Genomic DNA, 20124 nt, shown 5'->3' with positions numbered 1-20124 from the left:
AAAATTCCTGAGATTGCCACGCTCACTAACGTTCGCTCGCAATGACGACTTGGTATCCACATGAGTAATGCCTGCTCACAATAACGTTAAAGCAATTCTGATTTAATTAGAGTTAAAAGTTCTTTTCTCCAAATTACCAAATTTAGAAAATTGACTATCATAATAAAGCGGAACATTTCCAACCGGTCCGTTACGATGTTTTGCAACAATTATATCGGCAATATTATATACTTTGTTGAGCTTATCTAACCATTCGGCATGTTTAGCATCGCCTGCTGCCGGTTCTTTTCTAGTTAAATAATATTCTTCACGGTAAATAAACATTACTATATCGGCATCCTGTTCTATAGTTCCTGATTCTCGAAGATCGGATAGCATAGGTTTTTTATCCTCACGTAGTTCTACCGCTCTTGAGAGCTGAGATAACGCAATAACCGGAATATTTAACTCTTTTGCTATTGCTTTTAAGCCTTGGGTTATTTCTGAAATCTCGCTAACTCTATTTTCGGATTTACTTACTCCTCTAATTAATTGTAAATAATCGATAAATAATATACCGAGATTATGCTTGCGTTTCATTCTTCTAGCTCTTGTTCTTATAGCGGAAATAGATAGAGCAGGGGTATCATCGATAAAAAATTGTAATTCCGATAAAGTATTTGCTTCCTTGCGAAGACGGTTATATTTTTCTTCACCTAGAATCCCCGTACGAAGAGAAGTAGAATCAATTTCTGCACACATTGAAAGTAGACGTGTGGTTAGCTGTTCTGAGGACATTTCTAAAGAGAAAAAACCTACCGACTGAATTTCTTGATTATCTCTAATATTTTTAAGACGCATATTATTACAGGCATTAAGTGCAAGGTTTGTAGCGAATGCTGTTTTACCCATCGACGGACGTCCTGCGAGAATTATAAGATCGGAATTATGAAAGCCGAATAATTTATTATCTAGATCAATCAAACCGGTAGATATACCGATTACGTGATCGTTATTTTTCATAGCTCTATTAATGCTAGCAAGGGATTCTGAAATAGATATACCGATTTTGGTAAAACTTTTTTCATTTAAGCCTTCGCTAGCTAAATCGTAAAGCTTAGCTTCAGCATGTTCAATCTGTTCCTTTGCTTCAATTTCTAATGAAGAATTATAGGCATTATTTACTACTTCTTCACCGATATTTATTAAATTACGCTTTATTGCTAAATCATATATTATTTTACCGTAATCAATCGGATTTATTACCATCATTGACATAGTTATCAATTTTGCTAAATATTCCGCTCCTTCTATTTCTTGAAATAGTTCATCTTGAGTTAACATACTACGTAAAGTAATAGGTGTAGCTATCAGCCCTTTTTCAGTAATTTTCTCAATTGCTTCATAGATTTTTTGATGAATAGGCTCAAAAAAATGTTCATCACGTAAAAATTCCGATACGTAATTTAGTAATTCATTATTGGTTAGAATCGCCCCAAGTAGCATTTGCTCTGCTTGAATATTGGAAGGTAAAACCCTTGGTATAGGAATATCTACTTCTTCGTTAGCAGCTATATTTTTGTTATTATTTATTTTATTACGTGCCATTGTTGTTTGTTAAATTATTATATGGTTTGAAAAAAGAAGCCCTTTATGTCATTCCCACGAGGTATTGTTTCGTGGATACCGAGTCGTCATTGCGAGCAGCCGTAGACTGCGTGGCAATCTAGGAGAATAATAAAAAAATTCTGTAAATCAGAATTTTTTACTGTATTGCTTCGTCAAAATTTACAGTTTTTCCTCGCAATGACGTTAAAACCGATCCACGCAATAAAACTCAAAACAGAACATTTTATATTATTCATTTATAAAGATAATTTACCACTATAATATAGTTTATGCGATGAGTTTGTTATAAATACATCAGACAACAATTAGTTAATTCTACTCTCTGATACAAAAAATTACCAAAAATTATACTTCCATGTCAAATTTTTTATATTAATGGTCATTATTCGTATAATAAATTAAAAAATATAATTATATTAAAAGAAAAATAAATTTAAATAACTCCAATCAAGTTTTTTATTACAGGTATGATGGGAGGAATATTTGGTGTAATAATAACCCATCCTTTATGACCATTGCAAATTCTTTATCAAAGTGATAGTACTGAGTTATTAGGTCAAACTTTTGAAGGGAATGAACTGCTAGATTTATATTTTTCTTGTAATTAATATACCAATTATTGCTATAACCGGAATTGCCCAAAACCCCCAAATAAAAACATTAAAGACTTGTTTTTGCGTTATATTCTCTAAGCTTACTATATTATTTATTTTTAGTAATATAGAAGATAAGGCTACTCCAAAGTTAATTGCTACTTGTCGACAAGCATTAAATATACTACTTGCTTGTCCTATTTCTTCTTTAGGAAAATCTATAACACTTAACGTTTGAATTGGTGAACCGCATAAACCACTAAAGATACCTCTAATAAGAAATAACATTATATCCAAATTTACCATATTAGGATGCTGTATAATCATTATACATGGGCTAAATATAGCTACGCCTATCAACTAATATAATAGGAACTTTAGGACCATATTTATTAAATAGTTTCACAGAATATCTACTCGTTATCATAGTCCTGATTGCTTGAGTTCCGATAATTAAACCAGCATTGGCAGCAGACATAGCAGCACCGACTTGAAGATAAATACTTACTAAAAAAATTGCTCCAAAATGACAAACTTTGAATCAAATTAGTTTTTACAAAGATATGATTTTTAAAAAAAAGTTAAATCTACAAGTGGATAGACACATTTTTTTCCCCACAATATGAAACATATTAATAATATGAGGAATGTAATAAGTCCTATAAAAATTATAATAAAAGACTCGCCTTTGCTAATTAAAGATAACGTAAAAAATATATTAATTAATAAGCTGGCAGTTAAAAAGAGGCCTAACCAATCAAAAGCTATTATCTTTCTATAATTATCATCTTTTAAAGTTATTATTGAAAACAATGCTAATATTAAACAAATTGGACCTGATAATAAAAAAATAGAGTGCCATCCAAAATAATCTAATAAAATGCCTCCTAAAAAAGGAGCAATTGCAGGAGCAATAAGAGATGGAAGGAAAGTAAAACTCGTAATACTTGCATATTCTGCTTTATCATAAACTCGATAAAGCATAGTTATACCTACTGGTATAAGCCCGCCACCAATACCTTGTAAGAATCTTAGCAAGATTAAAACATAAAAATTTATCTCCCAACCAATTACTAATTGGAATGGAAATAGAGAGTGCTAAGAGAAAAGCTATACTGATCCAATTTGCATTGATAACAGAAATTCCAAAATAATCAGCAATAGTTGGAAGAGCAACATTAATAATTGTTAGGTCTAATCTATCCAAAAATAAGGTAATAGTATAAATTATAGCAACTATATGTTTATATTGAACACACATTAAGTAATTTTATTTATTTCATAAAATTCAGGTATAACATTGTTAGATGGGGGATACTTACTAACAGCACGATGAGTTTTTTTAATGTAAGTTTAATAGTAAAGTTGATACTTTATTGCTCATAACTACCCCAGCGTTTAATTAAATTAGTTTCGATATCGAAAAAATCTAAAATTCTAGTAATAGAGTGATTGACTATATCATCTATACTTACAGGGTTATTATAAAAAGCCGGCACAGGTGGTGCTATGATACCGCCGTAACTCGCTACTTTTAGCATATTTTCTAAGTGTCCGATATGTAGTGGAGTTTCACGGGTCATTAAAATAAGTTTTCGTCTGTCTTTAAGTACAACTCCTGCCGCTCTACTAATTAAACTATCTTCCATTGAGTGAGCAATACTTGCTAAGGTTTTCATACTACAAGGGGCTATTATCATTCCCAAAGTTTTAAAAGAACCGCTTGAAATAGTAGCACCTAAATTTTTATCGTCATAATAATAATTAGCCAGTAGCTTAACTTCATCTATAGAATATTTAGTTTCGAGCTTTATAGTAAGAGCTGCTCCCTCTGAAATAATCAAATGAGTTTCGATATTTTGCTCCTTTAGTACTTCAAGCAAACGAATACCGTATATTGCTCCTGAAGCTCCGGAAATTCCTATAATAATTTTTTTCATCTAAATTTCTACAATCTATTAAATTTAGTATATAATATTAGTATATAATAAAAAAAAATTATAAAATACATTATATATGCGAATAGCCAAAATATTATTGCCGGTAGCAAAATTATTTCCGTTAGATTATTTAATATCTGAAGATTTAGAGCTAAATATCGGCGATCTTGTTGTAGTGCCTTTTAGAAATAAAGAATTAACTGGTATAGTATGGGAGCTTGCTTCAAATTCCGAGGCAAAAAAAATAAAAACTATTAGAGCGAAAGTACCGTTAAATTTAAATATTACTTTAGAAGTTTTAGAATTAATTAAATGGATGAGTAGCTACTATATGTCAGCACTTGGGAGCATAGCCAAGTTAGTATTACCTATAGATATTGCTGAAAAACCAATTAAAGTTAAAAAGCAGAAAGTAAATAATAACTTTGTGCTACCTGATTTGTCAGAAGAGCAGAAACAAGCAGTAACAATTTTAAATGAAAGTAATAAGCCTGTGCTTATTAAAGGTGTTACGGGGTCAGGTAAAACGGAAATATATTTTCATCTAATAGCAGATTACTTAGCAAAAGGCAAACAAGTGCTGGTTATGTTGCCTGAAATTGCTTTAAGTACACAAGTTATTAATCGATTTATAGAGCGATTCGGTTTTGAACCTATCATATGGAACTCAAACGTTACTAAAGCTCAAAAGAAAATGATTTTAAGAGGCATATTAAGTGATAAAGTTAAAGTAGTAATTGGGGCTAGAAGTAGTTTATTTTTACCTTTTAAAAATCTCGGTTTGGTGGTTATAGATGAAGAGCATGACGATTCCTATAAACAAGATGACGGTATATTATATAATGCTAGGGATACGGCTATCGTAAGAGGTACATTTGATAAAGCACAAATTGTTTTGTGTTCGGCAACACCGTCTATTGAAACGATGTATAATATAGAAATAGGTAAATATCAATTGGTTACATTGGTTAATAGATACAAAAATGTCGATTTGCCGAATATAGAAATAATCGACATGGCTAAAGAAAAGCTACCTAAGAATTCATATTTATCTAAGATTCTTATAGAAGCTATTAAAGATAATTTAGATAATAAAAAGCAAGTATTATTATTCCTTAATAGGCGTGGTTATGCTCCGCTAATGCTCTGCAAAGCTTGCGGTTACAGATTTATCTGCAAATATTGTTCTAGCTGGATGGTAGTACATAAAGCGACTAAAAAACTTGAATGTCACCATTGTGGTTATCAAAGTAAAATTTTTAGTTCTTGTCCTGAATGTCTAGAAGATGAAACATTAACTATTTGTGGTCCAGGTATAGAGAGAATAGAAGAGGAAGCAAAAGCACTCTTTCCTGAGAGTAAAATTGCGGTGATAAGTAAAGATCATGCTAAAAGTCCTGAAAAAATAGCACAGCTTCTACATCAAATGGAAAATTTAGAAATTAATATTTTAATAGGCACACAAATAATAACAAAAGGTTACCATTTTCCGAATCTTACCTTAGTCGGTGTAATAGATGCCGATCTTGGGAGTAATAACGCCGATCTTAGAGCATCTGAGCGAACTTTCCAGCTACTACATCAAGTGGGAGGTAGAGCGGGTAGGGGAGATAGTAAAGGTGTGGTATATTTACAAAGCTATTATCCTGATAATATAATTTTTAGTTATGTTAAGGCCGGTGATGAAGATAGTTTTTTTACAAATGAACTTGAAATAAGAAAATTAGCAAATATGCCGCCATTTTCTAAAACGGCATCGGTAATTTTATCAGGTTCCAGTGAGGCTAAAATTCTAGAAATTGCTAGGGATATGGTCCGAATTGCACCAAAAGCAAACGTGAAAATCTTAGGACCAGCAAGCTCATTAATGTCAAAGCTCGCCGGTAAATATCGTTACCGGATACTCATTATAGCCGATAAGAAATTTAGTTTGCAGAAATATTTAAAATTTTGGCTAAGCCTTATAAAAATTCCTTCTTTTTGTCATCTAAAAATAGATATCGATCCTAAAAGTTTTTATTAGCTTCTATATCTTTCTCCTTTATTCTTCGACGGTGGAACATTAGATGAATGAAGAGAAGGATTAGTAAAAGATTTTTGTATTTCTGCTATAGCTTTTTTAGTATTTTGAGTAGAATTTTTTATAGTATCTTTATAAAAAGCAGCTTTAGCTTTATCTCCAGTAAAAGAATATTTTATAAAATTACCAATATTTTTCCAAATAGGATTATTATCCATTTTTGTAGTTTCTTCACACCATTTACCTACCTCTTTCAGTTTTGCTTCAACTTTAACTATAGCAGTTGGATTATGTTTATTATCATCATAAATCTGAATAATATTATTTACTTTTTCTTTAAATTCAATGTGTTTTCTACTTTGTTTCAAATGAGCTATTATATCATCATTGTTTACTAATTCTCTAAGATTATCAATTATGTCAGATAATTTAGGTGGTTCAGGTAATTTATAATGTTGATTGATTTTCTCAAATTTATCTTTGTGTGGATGATTCTTTATTAGATCATCTTCTATAAAAGAAACAAACTCTTTTTGAGGTACTCCTACTTTTTTTATTAGCCGTCCTAATGATTGTTCATAAGCTTTTATAGTAACATCAAGACGCTTCCCTGCCATAGAACCGCTTAATTCTATATAGCGGCTAAATTCCGGAATCAAAGCATCTTTGGTATCAATATTATGATCTTTAAAGAATTTCTCTATTTTCTCTTTTACGGTTAAATTAGATTGTTTTTTAGGTGTTTCTTCCGGTACTTTTGTTTGTTCCGGAGCCGGTTTTGAAAAAATAATAGGCTTTTGGGTTTTAACTTGCGGAGATGGGGTATCGACAAATATATCAAGTGCTTGGGAATGTGTAGTTAAGTCAGTCTGTTTTTTATGTGCCTCGTTCCATGCCTTTATTTGCTCAGAAGTAGGTTTTGGAGGAACAGCCGGTTTTGTATTTTTTGGTGGGTTATTTGACATATTTGATTTTTTTCCCACTCTTTTATTCTATCTTTTACTGATTTTGGAATATTATCTTGTGCCATATTAAGCTCCTATATTTATTTACATAATTAAACCATATTTTTATTTTCGTTAGTTTGCCTAAATTTTTTATAAATTGCAAGTAGTAATGCAATATTTTTACTATACAGATAGTTAGGTTATATATTAGAATCCAAGTTATTAACTAAAATGAGATATGAATTTTATGTACCCCCATATTAGACTTAGAAGAAATAGAAAAGCTTTTTGGCTTAGAGAATTAATAGCTGAAAATAATTTATCAATTAGTGATTTAGTGTTGCCTTTATTTATTGTTGAAGGACATAATGAAAGGCAAGAAATTAAGACTATGCCCGGTATATATCGTTTATCGATTGATCAAATAGTAGAAACGGCAAAAGAAGCAGCAGAGCTTGGTATTAATGCTATTGCATTATTTCCTAGTATTGATCAAAGTCTAAAAAGCGAAAATGCCGACGAGGCTTATAATTTAGATAATTTGATATGTAGAACTATTGGAAGCATCAAAAACGCTAATATTGATATCGGTATAATATGCGATGTAGCATTTGATCCTTATACTACGCATGGTCATGACGGTATTGTGTATCACGGGAAAGTTGATAATGATAAATCAGTAAGAGCCTTGTGTAATCAAGCATTAGTACTAGCAAAAGCCGGAGCAGATATTGTTGCACCTTCTGATATGATGGATGGAAGAATTGGGGCAATAAGGGAATATCTTGACAAAGAGGGGTTTATAAATGTTGGAATTCTTGCTTATGCCGCTAAATATGCTTCAAGCTTTTATGGTCCGTTTCGTGAGGCAGTTAGAAGCACTCAAAAGAATTATTTAGATAAATCAAGCTATCAAATGGATGTGCGTAATATTAAGGAAGCAATGCTTGAAATTGAGCATGATATAGCAGAGGGAGCCGATATGGTTATGGTGAAGCCTGGTATGCCGTTTTTGGATGTTATTCGTGAAGCGGCAAATAATTTTAATGCTAAAATTTTTGCATATCAGGTTAGCGGAGAATATGCAATGTTAAAATTTGCAGCAGAAGCGGGGGCGATTGATTGGGAGAGAGCTTTGATGGAGTCATTAATTAGTTTTAGACGTGCCGGTGCAACAGGTATATTTACCTATGCAGCTCTTGAAGTAGCTGAAATATTAAAGAACAATAAAATTAAGTAGAAAACGGCTTCTATCCTTGATATAAAATAAATAATATATTTTATAATTATATCAAAATTATCAATTTTATGTAAATCATTATAAAGAGGCGAGGATGACTCAAAATAAGAAATCAGTATTTAAAGGTTGGAATTTTTTAAAGTCTAAAGGAGGCGGAGCTAATGAAGTAGGAGAGCATGGCGGCGTATATCAAAGCTCAGACGGTAAAATTACGGCGATGATAAAAAAAGAGGTTTCAAGCTCAAAAAATATAGCCGAGTTTTTAGGATCTCAAATTTTTGAAGCTATAAGTCCCGGAAATGGAGCAAAGGTTAATTTAATTGCTCCTGATGATTTTAATAAATCTAAAGCTGTTGATTCGCAAATATATGTCAAATCTGAATTTTTTAAGAATTATAGTAGCGATATGTATGTGGACATGGATAAACATATGTCTGCTAAAACTAAACCGAGTTCTTGGTTTAGAAAGGACGGCGGTAGACCACTTTTTATGGGGGCTAGAAATAAATTATTTAGAACCTTAGAAAATGCTTTTAAGGAAATTAAGTATCAGAACTTTGAAAACATTATGCCGGCAAGTTTATTGATCGGCGATTTTGATGTACATGTTGGAAATATAGGAGTTATCAGAGATCAAAAAAATCCAAAAACTTTACCTAAATTAGTAAGAATTGATTTTGCCGGTAGTTTTGATAATTTAACAAATAATATCTATCCGCATTCAAGAGCCAAACATTTGCCTGGATTCGGTCCCACTAACCATTTTAGAGAATTTCCTTCTAATTTAAGAACAAAAAATCCTAATTTTGCCGATAGCTTACTTGCAGTTTCTAAAATTGATTTAAGCAAAACTGTTGATAAAAGTTTTGATGAATTAACTAAATATTATAGTAATGAAGCAATTGCAGAATTTGCAAAACAAGTGATGCCAAAGAAATTTAATAATAAAAAATCTAAAGAAATAACGCCTGAAGAAATTAAGGCTAGTTTAATAGATACAATGAAAAAAAGGCAAGAATCCTTAAAGGAATACGGCTTAGAAATTAAAGTAAATAGTTTAATTTCTAAAAAATATAGTTTTCCTTATTACGAAGTGAAAGAGCAAGGATTAAAAACATTAATGAAAGAATATCCTGATTATTTTGAGAAAATTCTTAATTATGAAGAAAGAAAAAAAGGGGGACAAAAACTTAAATTAAGAAATAAAGTTACTACTAATTTTGTAAGAATTTTAGAAATACTTGGTATTAGAGATAGTGCGAAAAAACATTTAATAAAGACAATAAAAAGTTTAAATGAAGATATTAAAGATGAAAGAAATTTAGCTGATTCTTCTGATAAAATAAAGAAAGAATCAAAACAAAAATCAGTAAAGACAAATATAGACGCAAACAGAGAATATGTAGACGCTCTAGAAAAATTCAAAAAAGAAGTCGGAACGGATGATATTGTTAGTGTTACTCCAAGTCAATTAGGTCTAGCTAAAAAAGCTAAACAGAAAGACCAAGATTTATTAAAATTAGATGAAGAAGATCTAAAACATATAAAGAATCTAAAAGAAAAGGTTATGAAGCCTACTAAAACTACTGCGGCTAGTGTTGTTAATAAAAAGTCTACACCATCTAAAACAAGATAATAAATGAACCAAGCAACAAGAAGCCTACAACTAAGTAATTAATCAGTAAAAGCCCATATTGCATAGGAAGCTTAATTATCTCAATCTTTTTAGAAAAATACATAGCTTTTACTACTTTAAGATAATAAAAAGCAGCAACTACGCTGGTAAAAATACCACAATAAGCTAATGCGAATTCTTCTTGATTAATTGCTTGGTAAAAAAGGTAATATTTACCGAAAAATCCTGTAAGAGGAGGGATTCCAATCATTGAAAACATAACTATGCTAATTACGGCAGCTATAGTTTTATGGTTCTCTGCAATTCCTTGTATAGTTTTAAAACTAGCTTTATCAGTGTCTTTACCGAGCAGCATGATTAAGCAAGTAAAAAATCCTATACTTCCTACCGCATATATTAGAATATATAGTAAAGCTGCTTTATATCCTTCTTGATTATGCAGAAGAACGCCGATTAATACATAACCGATATTTAAAATAGTACTATAAGCCATTAATCTTTTTAGAGAAGTTTGACGAATAGCTCCAAAAGCTCCAAACAGCATAGATAATATAGCAATTATCTTTATTAAATTATAATTAATAGGGTAGTAGTTACCTATGATTAATTTGCTGATATTTAATAAAACAATAACCATACCTATTTTTGAGGCAGCGGTGAAATAAGTAACCGAAGTAATCGGTGATCCTTCATATACGTCAGGGACCCAAAAATGAAGTGGAACGCTTGAGAGTTTAAAGAAAATACTACTTAAAAATAATACAATACCGATTATTAAACCAAGATCCATCCCAAAATTATCATTTAGTTTATATAAGATATCCTCAAATTGTAGGCTTCCGCCGAATCCGTATATAAAAGAAATACCGAATAATGATAAACAACTAACTAAACTACCTAAGATAAAATATTTTAAAGCACCTTCCGATGATTTAATATCATTTAATTTGAATCCTGCAAGTGCATATGAAGTTAAAGCAGTAAGCTCCATACCGCAGAATAATAATAGAAAATTCCGTGATGAAATTGCAACAAAAATACCTACGACCGATAATAACATTAAAGTAATAAATTCAAACTTTAATTCCTCAGCAACAAGAATAGAGTAATCACGGTATATAATCATGGAGATAATAGTGAATAGTAGCACTATGCTTTTACTAATACCGATATTTATTTCGGTAGCAAATAAGTGCCATACTCCTTCATAGCTTGAGTACTTAAAGGTAAGAAAAATTGATAATATGCATAATAAAATAATGATATTAGAAATAATTCTATTTTTATTTGGTATAATTACGGCAAAAAACTGCCCTAAAAGTGCTATTAAAGTCAAAGTTATTTCAGGAAGTAGCAGTAGCATATAAAACTAATATTATTTATGGAAATATAGATATTAGTAAATAAATCATTTTTTATCAACAAACTTATATATAATATTGAACTTTAATACTACCTCTAATTAAAATTATTTTCTTCGTAAAATTATATTACTGACTAATTCATCTACTTACAATACTCCTCTACTAATCGCTTTGGACTCTTACCCAAAAGTAGAATATTCTTTAATAACATATTACATGTCCTTATTCTTTAGCAGACTTCGTATCCTGTGCAAATATATTATTACCGGTTATTAAAATCCCTATGGCTAATATTTTAGATATTCGTTTCATACTTTTATATTTCATAACTATAAATGCTAATTTTGTTGAGTGTATAATTTCTTATACATGAATAATTAATAGTTGCAATAAATAAAAAAATAAATTATTAATTAATTTTTAAATTACTTGAAAAAGTTTTAAGTTTCACAACTTATTGATAACTGTTTTAATTTAATCTAATTAGGCTCTAGATTTTCTTTTAACAATTGAGTTTTTGATAAAATAAAGGTTAATTATGACAGGAAAAAACGAGCCTAATCAAAATACAACAGTCAACAAATCATTAACTGAAAAGTTAAAAGTCTTATATAATTCCCAAGATACTTTACCAAAGCTAATAGAAGATAAGAAAATTAAAGCCCAATCTTTAGATGAGTACTATGTTAAGTTACAGATATTACTAAATGAAGATGGTGAAACGGGGAAAGCAGCATTACGTGATAAAGTTGCGGGAGAAAAGAAACTAGTAGAAATAGAGAATATCTTTAAAGCTGTGGATATAGAAAAAAAGATAAAAGAGTTACTTAGTAAAGAATCGGCTAATAAGAATGATAAAGATGATTCAGAAAAAATAAAAAGAATCATAGATATAATAAATACCGAAAAAGAAGAAAATAATAAGATTAATCTAGTACATAAGGAATTAGGTAAAAATAATATAGAAGAAATAAAAGATATAATTGAATCAATAAACAGAATCCAAGCAGATATAGGGAAAATATTATTATTAGGCGGTGCAGGAGTTGGAAAAACAACGTTATTGCATAATATATCCTATAAATGGGGGAAAGGGCAGTTGTGGAATGATAAGTTTGATTATGTATTTAGAGTTAAGTTAAAAGAGCTATTAAATGAAAGTTGGAGCAGAGAATATGAACCTAGTGAGTTACGTCAAGATAAAGTCGGTTGTTTCGTTCATTACTGTTTAACGCATAGTGCAAAATTTTCAAAATCAGAAAAAATACAACTACTGAAAGATATATTAAGTATTGAGGAAAAACAAAAAGATAAGGTTTTATTGTTGCTAGACGGTTATGATGAAGTAGCACATTTAAATATGTCTAATAGAAATGATTTTCAAGACATAATAGATAAAGTATCAGAATATAAAAATGTAATAATGAGTTCTAGACCTAATGCGGTTGTAGAGGAGATGAGTAGTCAGTTTGAGCGGAAAGTAGAAAGCACAGGCTGGGATACGGAGGGAATAGAGAAATATATAAATAAAAATTTTGAGAATGATAAGGATAAAGAGTTTGGAGTGCAGTTAAAAAGCTTTTTAGCAGTTAATAACCAAATAAAAGAGATAGTGAAGTTCCTATCAATACGGCATTAATATGTTTAGTTTGGGAAGATAAAGACATACGAGATAAATTTCAAAAAAATAACCAAGAAGATTTTAATATAAGTCAATTATATCATGAAGTAGTAATATGGCTTGGAAAAAAATATTTTCAGAAATTTGAAAATGAAAGAATAGTAAATATTACCGACGGACAAATATTATCTACACCTGAATTGCAGTTCTTACAAGAAATAGCTTTTGAAGCTTTGGTAAATACAGGGAAGCTAGTAACACATCAATTAATAAAAGCAAAGTTAGACGATAAGAATTTCAAAACTCTTAATATAGAAAAAATAAATAAGCTTGGATTGCTTAAAGCAGAAGAAACAGGCGAAAGCATAATAAATCTAAATCATCAATTTATTCATTTAACATTTCAAGAATATCTAGCTGCATGTTATTTAAAAAATCAGTTAGCAGATAATAATACAAAACAGCAAGTTTTATCGGGGAGCATAGAAACAAGCCAAAATATCTAATGACTCTGAAGTTTTTAGCAGGGATAGTAAATAATGATAGTAATCAAGAATTAACAGAAATATTTTGGGAAGCCGTAACATGTAATGTTGACGGAATATTGGAGCTAGGGATTGAAAGAAAGATTATATTATTAATGCACCTACTAACTCAAAGCAAAATCAATGGGAAATTTGATAACAGAATACCGAATTTAAAACAAATCCAAAATTTAATAGACGATACCGTATTAAAAGATATTACAATTTGGGAACAACATATAATAGAAAGCGGATATTTATCAGAAGACATAATTAAAACAGTAAATGAGAAATTACAACAGAAAAACTCTAAACTTCAAGAATTAAAAGCAGCTATAGAAATAATCACAGACTTAACAAATAAAAATGTATGGGGTAGTAAAACAAAAGTTTATGAAAGATTAATCGGTTTATTAAAAGTTGATGATACGCAATTACAGAAAATAGTACTACAAATATTAGATGAGACGATAGATGAGATGGTAATAAGAAAAAGCATAGGAGAGATAGTATCATTATTGGATACTTGGGTATTAAATGAATATGTAAATATAACATTGATCAAAATAATTAATGTTATGCCTGACTTAAATAAAAAAGTATTGAATCATGTAAAAAAATTGGATGATAAGCTTTTAATTGTTGAAAGTTTAGTCGGTATAGTAAAGGCACTACCTGGTTTAGTGCCACAAGCATTTAAAAGAGTTCGAGAATTGCTTCCTACTGCAGATATTAAAGATGATCTTCTTGATCCTGAAAAATTTCAGATTGCTGATGGTCTGATTGAGATAGTAAAAGCAAAATCTAATCTAGCAAGTGAACAATTTAAAGAATTGAAAAAGCTATTTGCTGATCCTAATCATTATGTTAAGAACCTAGCTGCTGATAGTTTACCTGAAGTAATAAAAGCAATGCCCAAGAAGAAGCATTTACTGCAATAAAAGAGGTGCTTAAAGATCCTGATCCTGAAAATATTTTAAAAAGGATACAGCTCTTAAGAATTTAATTGATAAAACCTAGCTTATATGAAGAAATATTTAGTATATTGAAAGAGGTACATATCATGTTAAGCTTGACATTGCTGATAGTTTAATTGAGATAATAAGAATAAAATTCAATTTAGTAGAAGAAGTATTTGAAGCATTGAAAGAAATACTTAACAATCCTAAGTATCATAATGAGATCAAATATAGGTTTGCCCGGAGTTTAATTGAAATAACAAATATAATACCTCTTAATCAAATAAGTTATAAACAGATTAGTGAACTATTTAAAGTAGCTAAGTTAACTAAAGATCAAGAAATTGGTGAGAATTTATACACCGAAGCCAAAACCACCCTACACAAAATAACCCACCATCTTACTCAAGAATATGAGAAAAGTAAGAATCCTAAAGTAATAGAATGGTTTACTGCGAGTTTTAACGAATTACCGAATATAAGGAAACGCAAATCTTTTTAAAAGAAATATGTAAAAGCATATTAAAAAGCGGTGTGATAAATGAGTTAGAGAGTAAGTTTATTTTAAATTGTATACAGAAATATAATTTTACTTTTACGGTATCGGTTAATAAAGAACAGGGAATGGAAAGTAAGATAATATTTGAAGGTAGAAACTATGAAATATTTACAACCGATAATTCAGCAAGCAAAATAGTAAGTTTAGAGGAGTTTGCAACTAAATTACTTGTGGAAACAGATGATCCGTTGCAGAACAATATAAAACGCATAAACCTTTATTCCTGAACAAAGGTTTAGCTCTTAAAATAGCGGCAAGTGATATTAATTACGTAAGTAGTATTACAAATGAAAATACCAAACTTTCTACTGAAAAATATCTTTTATCTTATGCAGGTGATAATAAAGATAAGTTCGTAATGTTGTTAGAAAAAAGAAGTATTTTCGGTGATCATCTAATATATAAATTTGGTGAGGATAATTTAAAGAAAATAGCCACTATTTATCCGGCAGAAATTAGCAAAGAACTAAGAGGGCAACTATTTAACGAATTAGAATACCAAGAACAATTTGATTGCTTTGTTAAGAATGAAAAGCTTAATCCTGAAGAAGAAAAACAAATATTTAAACATAGTAGTAAGCTGAAGTTTGCAACCGAAATAATTCAAGATGCGAAAATAAGGTTGGAAACCAGTAATTTTAAATTACTAGATGTCGGAGCAAATAAAAGATTAGATACCCATGAAATTAAGATAGATAGCCACAATAAAACACTAAAAGATAGTGGAACAAAAAAAGCAGAAGTCTTTAGAGAAATTGAAAAATTAAAACATCTTATTTTACAATTATTATTACACTTTCTATTGTACTACAGGAACTATTATACTAGATTTTCAAATTGCTGAGGCTAAAATATTTAAAAATAATACTATAGAGGAAGAAGCTATAATTAAAATATTTGTAAAAAGTTTGGATTTAACAATAAAAAGTTTTTTAGATGGGGTTTACAACATAATCGAAGCAAGGCGTAAGAAAATAGGAAAATAAAACAATTAGTATAAACGATATTATTCGCAATACAATTGGAATGGAAGATTTAGACGATAACTTAAAGAAAATAGCTATTATTAAAACACAAGAACGTAGAGAGGAAATAATAAATCCCCCCAAAATACCTGTATCAAATTCTTATTCCACTAAATTTCGAGCTAATATAAAAAAATTAGGTAATGTAGTTAAAGAATTGGAGCTTCCTAAAGCTATAGCAAGACATGATAAGGATAATATAGCCGTGCAACTAGCTTTAAAGGACTCTATTTTATTTATCGAATCTTTATATACAAACCGTGATGATATATTGAATGAAAAAAACGATTTTTACATGCAGGATGAAAAGGGTGAAAATAGTAATATTGTCTAATGTTAATCTCTTCTGACACCCAATAAATGCAAAATCAAATAAGCAGCAATTGCCACTCTCCTAAGAATCGTGTATGCTGGTTTCCACGCACACGGCTCAAGCCTTGTTAGACCCATTTGGTTGCGTGTCACCTTACTCCCATTCAATGGAGTGTTTTATTATGAACCCAATGCACATGTGATGAGTTTCTTTTGAGTCGGCTCACGCTTTTCAAAATATTTCTTATAAACTTAGAGTTTAACTGGCGTATTAATTCTACAGTTGTTGATGCGATATTCATCTTGATAACTTCTCGGGCTTCTTTCATTAAGGGTCAGATATCTTTATCATATTGGCTATCTAGCAACTTATCTGATTGTGATTATTAAAAAGGAATTGCTTTCATGAGATTTTCCCTATGCTTAAGAGTATTTTGTCACATTGTCAGGGTAGCTCTTTTTCATACCCTTAGATTCATCTAGTGACATAGATGGTTTCCTGCCTAGCGGAAACAACTCTTTGATACAACCTCGTGTCATATACTATTATATTATATGGCTTTTTGGTTATTTAGGTATATGTTAAATATTGATGAATATCATATGAAAGTAATAAAAAACAAAAAATTTCCTTTCATATATCCTTTAGTGTTTTATAATGGCATACAAAATAGAGTTAATTTTATTCTACACTTTGACCAAATTTGGTCAAAATGATATAATAGAAATAGAAAAAATACTTAAATCACAATTAATATAGCCAAAAATTTAATCAAAGCCGGTAAAAAACTGACTTAATAGCTACCTCAACCGGATTAAAGAAGGAAGAGGGTGAGAAACTTAAATAAATTACTCATATATGTATTTAGTATCATTTATATTAGGAGGATTAAATGCATTACTCCGTCAATTACGTTTATCAATTAGCTCTATAGAGTTTTATAAAGACGTATATATAAACTATCAAGGATACGGAATAAGATATTTATTTACCGTATCTTTTATTCCGTCAATAATTTATTGTATTTTTATATTAAATTACATAATAACTTTAAAAGATTATTTTAACGGAATACAATCATCAAAAGTTACAGACAACATTGAATATATTATCAATCAATTACCGGAAATTAAATATAATAATTCAAAAATTTCAGTTGAAGAAGTAGAGCCTATATATTTATATAGTAAAAATAACAATAAAATAGTCGTCATTGATACAAAAAATCAAGTTTCTAATAAAGAAAAAAGCAAAATACCGTTTGTACTTGAAGAGAATAAGCTGAAGATAAATTTAATTGTAGCCAATACTAAGAAAAATTTCCCAAATACTGCTAACTATTCTGAGATATTCAAACAAAATGAAGTAATTTTAACTCCTGAAATAATAAAAAAATATTTTGCTGATAATTTATTATATGCATCAAATTTATTTATTTATTTCGGTATGCCGGCTATTATATTATTTTGGTTCGTAACATTCTTATTAGAGAGAAGTATTATAGTTTTGTTAGTATATAGCTTAGCTAATTTACTTACTACTAAAACTTCAATACAAACTTCTATAAGGTTAGTAATGTTTTCAAGCGGAGTCCCGATAATATTACAACCGGTTATTATTATATTAATACCGGAATTAAGCATATTATTACAGCTACTACAAATGTTTACAACTTGTTTAGTATTTGTCGCTATTTGGCAAATTAACAAGAGCCTGTCGAGTTATATATAAGGAAGAATTTATTTAAAATTATTTATGATACTTTGACCATCTTTTCTACTTCTCCCAGACCCTACACAATTAAAGAAAGCATGATGAGCTTGAATCTCATTTGAAAAAAATCCAGCTTCAGCAATTTTTATATATTGTGTTCCTGTATATTGTGCATCTTTATTTATTGTGCTACAAAATTGCTGAGCAAGGTTTGTAGCTTCTTGTAAATCATTTAAAGAGTAATTTATAACTACGCTTGCTGGTGTAAAACTTATTACTGTTGGATGATAGCGAGGAGATTCAGGAGTTATTATACATGAAGTTAATTCAAAACAAATAATTAAATAAAATAAAATCTTTAATTTGCCTAAAATATAGATGTTTTTTGTCATAACTATAATAGTTTATATTAACAAGCTAATTTTTTATTAAATAATATAATTATATACTTGACTAAATTACTTGGGTATTGTAGATATAAAACAATTTTAAGTTTTAATAGGTTGGTTATATGATGCTGACGACGAAAGGAAGATATGCCGTAATGGCAATACTTGAAATGGCTTTAAAATCAAGTGCTGAACCGGTCACTTTGAATGAAATTTCCGTAAAACAAAATATATCGCTTAACTATTTAGAGCAGATATTTTCTAAACTTAAAAAAGCTGATCTAGTTAAGGCTATTAGAGGATCGAAAGGTGGGTATATTTTAATAGGTAACTTAGAAGAAATAAAAATTTCTGATATTATGGACGCCGTTAACGAAAATTTTATAATGACTACCTGCTATAAGAAATCAGTTAAAACTTGCGTACCTGATACAATAAAATGTAATTCGCATAAATTATGGAAAGGTCTTGGGAAGCATGTTAGAGATTATTTTGAAAATATATCCATTAAGGATGCTTTAGAGCTAAGTATTATTTAAATATATGATATATTTAGACCATAATGCTACTACTTCTATCGACCCTAAAGTTAAGGAATTCATAATAAGTTTGATGGACAAGGAGCTTAACCCTTCATCAGCACATAGTTTAGGTAGATTTGCTAAGAATATCATAGAAACGGCACGTTCGCAAATAGCGGCGGCTCTTGGTATAACCTTATCATCTAGAGAATATGATATTACCTTTACGTCATCGGGAACTGAAAGTAATAATTTAATAATGAAAAATTTTTATGACGGCGATATTTTTATTTCAGCTATTGAACATTTATCGATCTATAACCGTATAAACTACGCTCCAAATATTAAAGTTATAAGAGTTAATACGCAAGGGCTAGTTGATTTAGAACATCTAGAAGAGTTGTTATCTCAGAGTAATACTAGTAAAAAACTAGTTTCCGTAATGATGGCTAATAATGAAAGTGGAGTTTTGCAAGATATAACCAAAATAAGTGAAATAACTAAAAAGTATGATGCAAGATTTCATAGTGATTTAGTGCAAAGTTTTGGCAGAATACCCATAAATATCAAGGAGTTAGGTTTAGATTTTGTGACGATTTCAGGGCATAAAATAGGAGGGGGGCAGGGTGGTGCTGCTTTAATCTCTAACTCTGACTTTCAAGTTACTCCAATGATTATAGGAGGAGGGCAGGAAAAATCAGTACGCTCAGGCACTGAAAATGTTTTAGCTATTGCAGGGCTTGGTTTGGCAGCTGAATTAACAACAAAAGATATCTCAGAAAAATATATAAAAATCAAAAGCTTACAGGAAGTTTTAGAGAAAAAATTAAAAGAATATCCAAACGTAAATATTGTTAGTAATAGCGTAGCGAGATTACCTAATACTACCTTAATTACTATACCGAATACGGATGCACAAGTGAAATTAATCGGGTTTGATTTACGTAATATTTGCGTAAGTTCCGGCTCTACTTGTTCATCGGGAAAAATATCTAAATCACACGTATTAACCAATATGGGTATGAATGAAGAAGAAGCAAAATCTTCGATTAGGATATCTTTAAGTCATACTAATACGGTAAGTGATATAGAAACTTTTATAGAAGCTTTTGAGGAGATTTACGATGTCATTCCCGCATAGGCGGGAATCCA

The 20124-nt window shown here is 29.9% G+C and carries 21 protein-coding genes; 14 read left to right on the top strand and 7 right to left on the bottom strand.

The window, feature by feature from the left end:
* Nucleotides 1-102: 102 nt before the first annotated feature.
* The 4 genes from MB29_RS01315 to MB29_RS01300 form a co-directional block, all read right to left on the bottom strand.
* Nucleotides 103-1587, bottom strand: a complete 1485-nt coding sequence (locus MB29_RS01315; protein WP_032138749.1) for a replicative DNA helicase — start codon at nt 1585-1587, stop codon at nt 103-105.
* A gap of 608 nt (nt 1588-2195) precedes the next feature.
* Nucleotides 2196-2528 carry an MFS transporter gene (locus MB29_RS01310; protein WP_032138748.1) on the bottom strand — a complete coding sequence of 111 codons (333 nt, stop codon included), beginning with the start codon at nt 2526-2528 and terminating at the stop codon, nt 2196-2198.
* A 243-nt stretch (nt 2529-2771) separates the two neighbouring features.
* The gene (locus MB29_RS01305) at nt 2772-3272 is read right to left on the bottom strand and encodes an MFS transporter (RefSeq protein ID WP_084686704.1); all 501 of its coding nucleotides are present in this window, start codon (nt 3270-3272) and stop codon (nt 2772-2774) included.
* 302 nt (nt 3273-3574) lie between these two features.
* Nucleotides 3575-4141, bottom strand: coding sequence for a UbiX family flavin prenyltransferase (locus MB29_RS01300; RefSeq protein WP_032138746.1), 567 nt, complete (start codon nt 4139-4141; stop codon nt 3575-3577).
* Nucleotides 4142-4217: 76 nt separating this feature from the next.
* Between MB29_RS01300 and MB29_RS01295 the strand changes: the two genes are divergently transcribed.
* Nucleotides 4218-6164, top strand: a complete 1947-nt coding sequence (locus MB29_RS01295; protein ID WP_032138745.1) for a primosomal protein N' — start codon at nt 4218-4220, stop codon at nt 6162-6164.
* On the opposite strand, the gene MB29_RS12335 is transcribed toward MB29_RS01295, so the two are convergent.
* Nucleotides 6161-7126, bottom strand: a complete 966-nt coding sequence (locus MB29_RS12335) for a hypothetical protein (RefSeq protein ID WP_233418834.1) — start codon at nt 7124-7126, stop codon at nt 6161-6163. The two genes, MB29_RS01295 and MB29_RS12335, sit on opposite strands and share 4 nt — an antisense overlap.
* A 229-nt stretch (nt 7127-7355) precedes the next feature.
* On the opposite strand from MB29_RS12335, the gene hemB reads away from it, so the two are divergent.
* A complete protein-coding gene (gene hemB / locus MB29_RS01285; protein WP_032138808.1) occupies nt 7356-8348 on the top strand; it encodes a porphobilinogen synthase in 993 nt (330 codons plus the stop codon).
* A gap of 94 nt (nt 8349-8442) precedes the next feature.
* Entirely contained in the window at nt 8443-9984 is a 1542-nt protein-coding gene (locus MB29_RS01280; protein ID WP_032138744.1) for a hypothetical protein, read from the top strand.
* Here MB29_RS01280 and nuoN read toward each other — a convergent pair.
* Nucleotides 9971-11347: an NADH-quinone oxidoreductase subunit NuoN gene (gene nuoN, locus MB29_RS01275; protein ID WP_032138743.1), complete on the bottom strand. Its 1377-nt coding sequence runs from the start codon at nt 11345-11347 to the stop codon at nt 9971-9973. The two genes, MB29_RS01280 and nuoN, sit on opposite strands and share 14 nt — an antisense overlap.
* Before the next feature lie 539 nt (nt 11348-11886).
* Between nuoN and MB29_RS12330 the strand changes: the two genes are divergently transcribed.
* From MB29_RS12330 to MB29_RS01225, 9 genes are all read left to right on the top strand, one after another.
* Complete coding sequence (locus tag MB29_RS12330) at nt 11887-12987, top strand: NACHT domain-containing protein (RefSeq protein ID WP_233418833.1); 1101 nt, start codon at nt 11887-11889, stop codon at nt 12985-12987.
* A 182-nt stretch (nt 12988-13169) separates the two neighbouring features.
* Nucleotides 13170-13475 (top strand): hypothetical protein, encoded by a 306-nt coding sequence (locus tag MB29_RS11180; protein WP_032138742.1) that lies wholly within the window; start codon nt 13170-13172, stop codon nt 13473-13475.
* Nucleotides 13475-14434, top strand: a complete 960-nt coding sequence (locus MB29_RS12325) for a hypothetical protein (RefSeq protein ID WP_233418832.1) — start codon at nt 13475-13477, stop codon at nt 14432-14434. The genes MB29_RS11180 and MB29_RS12325 overlap by 1 nt, the downstream gene beginning before the upstream one ends.
* 202 nt (nt 14435-14636) lie before the next feature.
* Complete coding sequence (locus MB29_RS07980; RefSeq protein ID WP_051965275.1) at nt 14637-14954, top strand: hypothetical protein; 318 nt, start codon at nt 14637-14639, stop codon at nt 14952-14954.
* Nucleotides 14955-14986: 32 nt separating this feature from the next.
* Nucleotides 14987-15238, top strand: a complete 252-nt coding sequence (locus MB29_RS09000) for a hypothetical protein (RefSeq protein WP_051965274.1) — start codon at nt 14987-14989, stop codon at nt 15236-15238.
* Nucleotides 15239-15369: 131 nt separating this feature from the next.
* Nucleotides 15370-15855 carry a hypothetical protein gene (locus MB29_RS11175; protein WP_032138741.1) on the top strand — a complete coding sequence of 162 codons (486 nt, stop codon included), beginning with the start codon at nt 15370-15372 and terminating at the stop codon, nt 15853-15855.
* A gap of 182 nt (nt 15856-16037) precedes the next feature.
* The gene (locus tag MB29_RS07975) at nt 16038-16370 is read left to right on the top strand and encodes a hypothetical protein (protein ID WP_084686701.1); all 333 of its coding nucleotides are present in this window, start codon (nt 16038-16040) and stop codon (nt 16368-16370) included.
* Nucleotides 16371-16903: 533 nt separating this feature from the next.
* Nucleotides 16904-17065 (top strand): Rpn family recombination-promoting nuclease/putative transposase, encoded by a 162-nt coding sequence (locus tag MB29_RS11170; protein WP_256377137.1) that lies wholly within the window; start codon nt 16904-16906, stop codon nt 17063-17065.
* A 142-nt stretch (nt 17066-17207) separates the two neighbouring features.
* Complete coding sequence (locus tag MB29_RS01225; RefSeq protein ID WP_032138740.1) at nt 17208-18080, top strand: DUF1189 family protein; 873 nt, start codon at nt 17208-17210, stop codon at nt 18078-18080.
* 8 nt (nt 18081-18088) lie between these two features.
* Here MB29_RS01225 and MB29_RS01220 read toward each other — a convergent pair whose 3' ends face one another.
* Entirely contained in the window at nt 18089-18454 is a 366-nt protein-coding gene (locus tag MB29_RS01220) for a hypothetical protein (RefSeq protein WP_032138739.1), read from the bottom strand.
* 119 nt (nt 18455-18573) lie between these two features.
* Here MB29_RS01220 and MB29_RS01215 point away from each other — a divergent pair, with 119 nt between their 5' ends.
* Nucleotides 18574-18990, top strand: a complete 417-nt coding sequence (locus tag MB29_RS01215; protein ID WP_032138738.1) for a Fe-S cluster assembly transcription factor — start codon at nt 18574-18576, stop codon at nt 18988-18990.
* 4 nt (nt 18991-18994) lie between these two features.
* The gene (locus tag MB29_RS01210) at nt 18995-20113 is read left to right on the top strand and encodes a cysteine desulfurase family protein (RefSeq protein ID WP_032138737.1); all 1119 of its coding nucleotides are present in this window, start codon (nt 18995-18997) and stop codon (nt 20111-20113) included.
* The last annotated feature ends 11 nt before the right edge of the window (nt 20114-20124 follow it).

Source organism: Rickettsia tamurae (assembly GCF_000751075.1).
GTDB lineage: Bacteria > Pseudomonadota > Alphaproteobacteria > Rickettsiales > Rickettsiaceae > Rickettsia > Rickettsia tamurae.
This window is presented reverse-complemented; position numbering and strand designations above follow the sequence as displayed.

Bases quoted from the DNA above. Each gene is read 5' to 3' on its own strand.
- MB29_RS01315 (WP_032138749.1), bottom strand. From the start codon at position 1,587: ATGGCACGTAATAAAATAAATAATAACAAAAATATAGCTGCTAACGAA.
- MB29_RS01310 (WP_032138748.1), bottom strand. From the start codon at position 2,528: ATGATTATACAGCATCCTAATATGGTAAATTTGGATATAATGTTATTT.
- MB29_RS01300 (WP_032138746.1), bottom strand. From the start codon at position 4,141: ATGAAAAAAATTATTATAGGAATTTCCGGAGCTTCAGGAGCAATATAC.
- MB29_RS01295 (WP_032138745.1), top strand. From the start codon at position 4,218: ATGCGAATAGCCAAAATATTATTGCCGGTAGCAAAATTATTTCCGTTA.
- MB29_RS12335 (WP_233418834.1), bottom strand. From the start codon at position 7,126: ATGTCAAATAACCCACCAAAAAATACAAAACCGGCTGTTCCTCCAAAA.
- hemB (WP_032138808.1), top strand. From the start codon at position 7,356: ATGTACCCCCATATTAGACTTAGAAGAAATAGAAAAGCTTTTTGGCTT.
- MB29_RS01280 (WP_032138744.1), top strand. From the start codon at position 8,443: ATGACTCAAAATAAGAAATCAGTATTTAAAGGTTGGAATTTTTTAAAG.
- nuoN (WP_032138743.1), bottom strand. From the start codon at position 11,347: ATGCTACTGCTACTTCCTGAAATAACTTTGACTTTAATAGCACTTTTA.
- MB29_RS12330 (WP_233418833.1), top strand. From the start codon at position 11,887: ATGACAGGAAAAAACGAGCCTAATCAAAATACAACAGTCAACAAATCA.
- MB29_RS12325 (WP_233418832.1), top strand. From the start codon at position 13,475: ATGACTCTGAAGTTTTTAGCAGGGATAGTAAATAATGATAGTAATCAA.
- MB29_RS11175 (WP_032138741.1), top strand. From the start codon at position 15,370: ATGTTGTTAGAAAAAAGAAGTATTTTCGGTGATCATCTAATATATAAA.
- MB29_RS07975 (WP_084686701.1), top strand. From the start codon at position 16,038: ATGGAAGATTTAGACGATAACTTAAAGAAAATAGCTATTATTAAAACA.
- MB29_RS11170 (WP_256377137.1), top strand. From the start codon at position 16,904: ATGGCTTTTTGGTTATTTAGGTATATGTTAAATATTGATGAATATCAT.
- MB29_RS01225 (WP_032138740.1), top strand. From the start codon at position 17,208: ATGTATTTAGTATCATTTATATTAGGAGGATTAAATGCATTACTCCGT.
- MB29_RS01220 (WP_032138739.1), bottom strand. From the start codon at position 18,454: ATGACAAAAAACATCTATATTTTAGGCAAATTAAAGATTTTATTTTAT.
- MB29_RS01215 (WP_032138738.1), top strand. From the start codon at position 18,574: ATGATGCTGACGACGAAAGGAAGATATGCCGTAATGGCAATACTTGAA.
- MB29_RS01210 (WP_032138737.1), top strand. From the start codon at position 18,995: ATGATATATTTAGACCATAATGCTACTACTTCTATCGACCCTAAAGTT.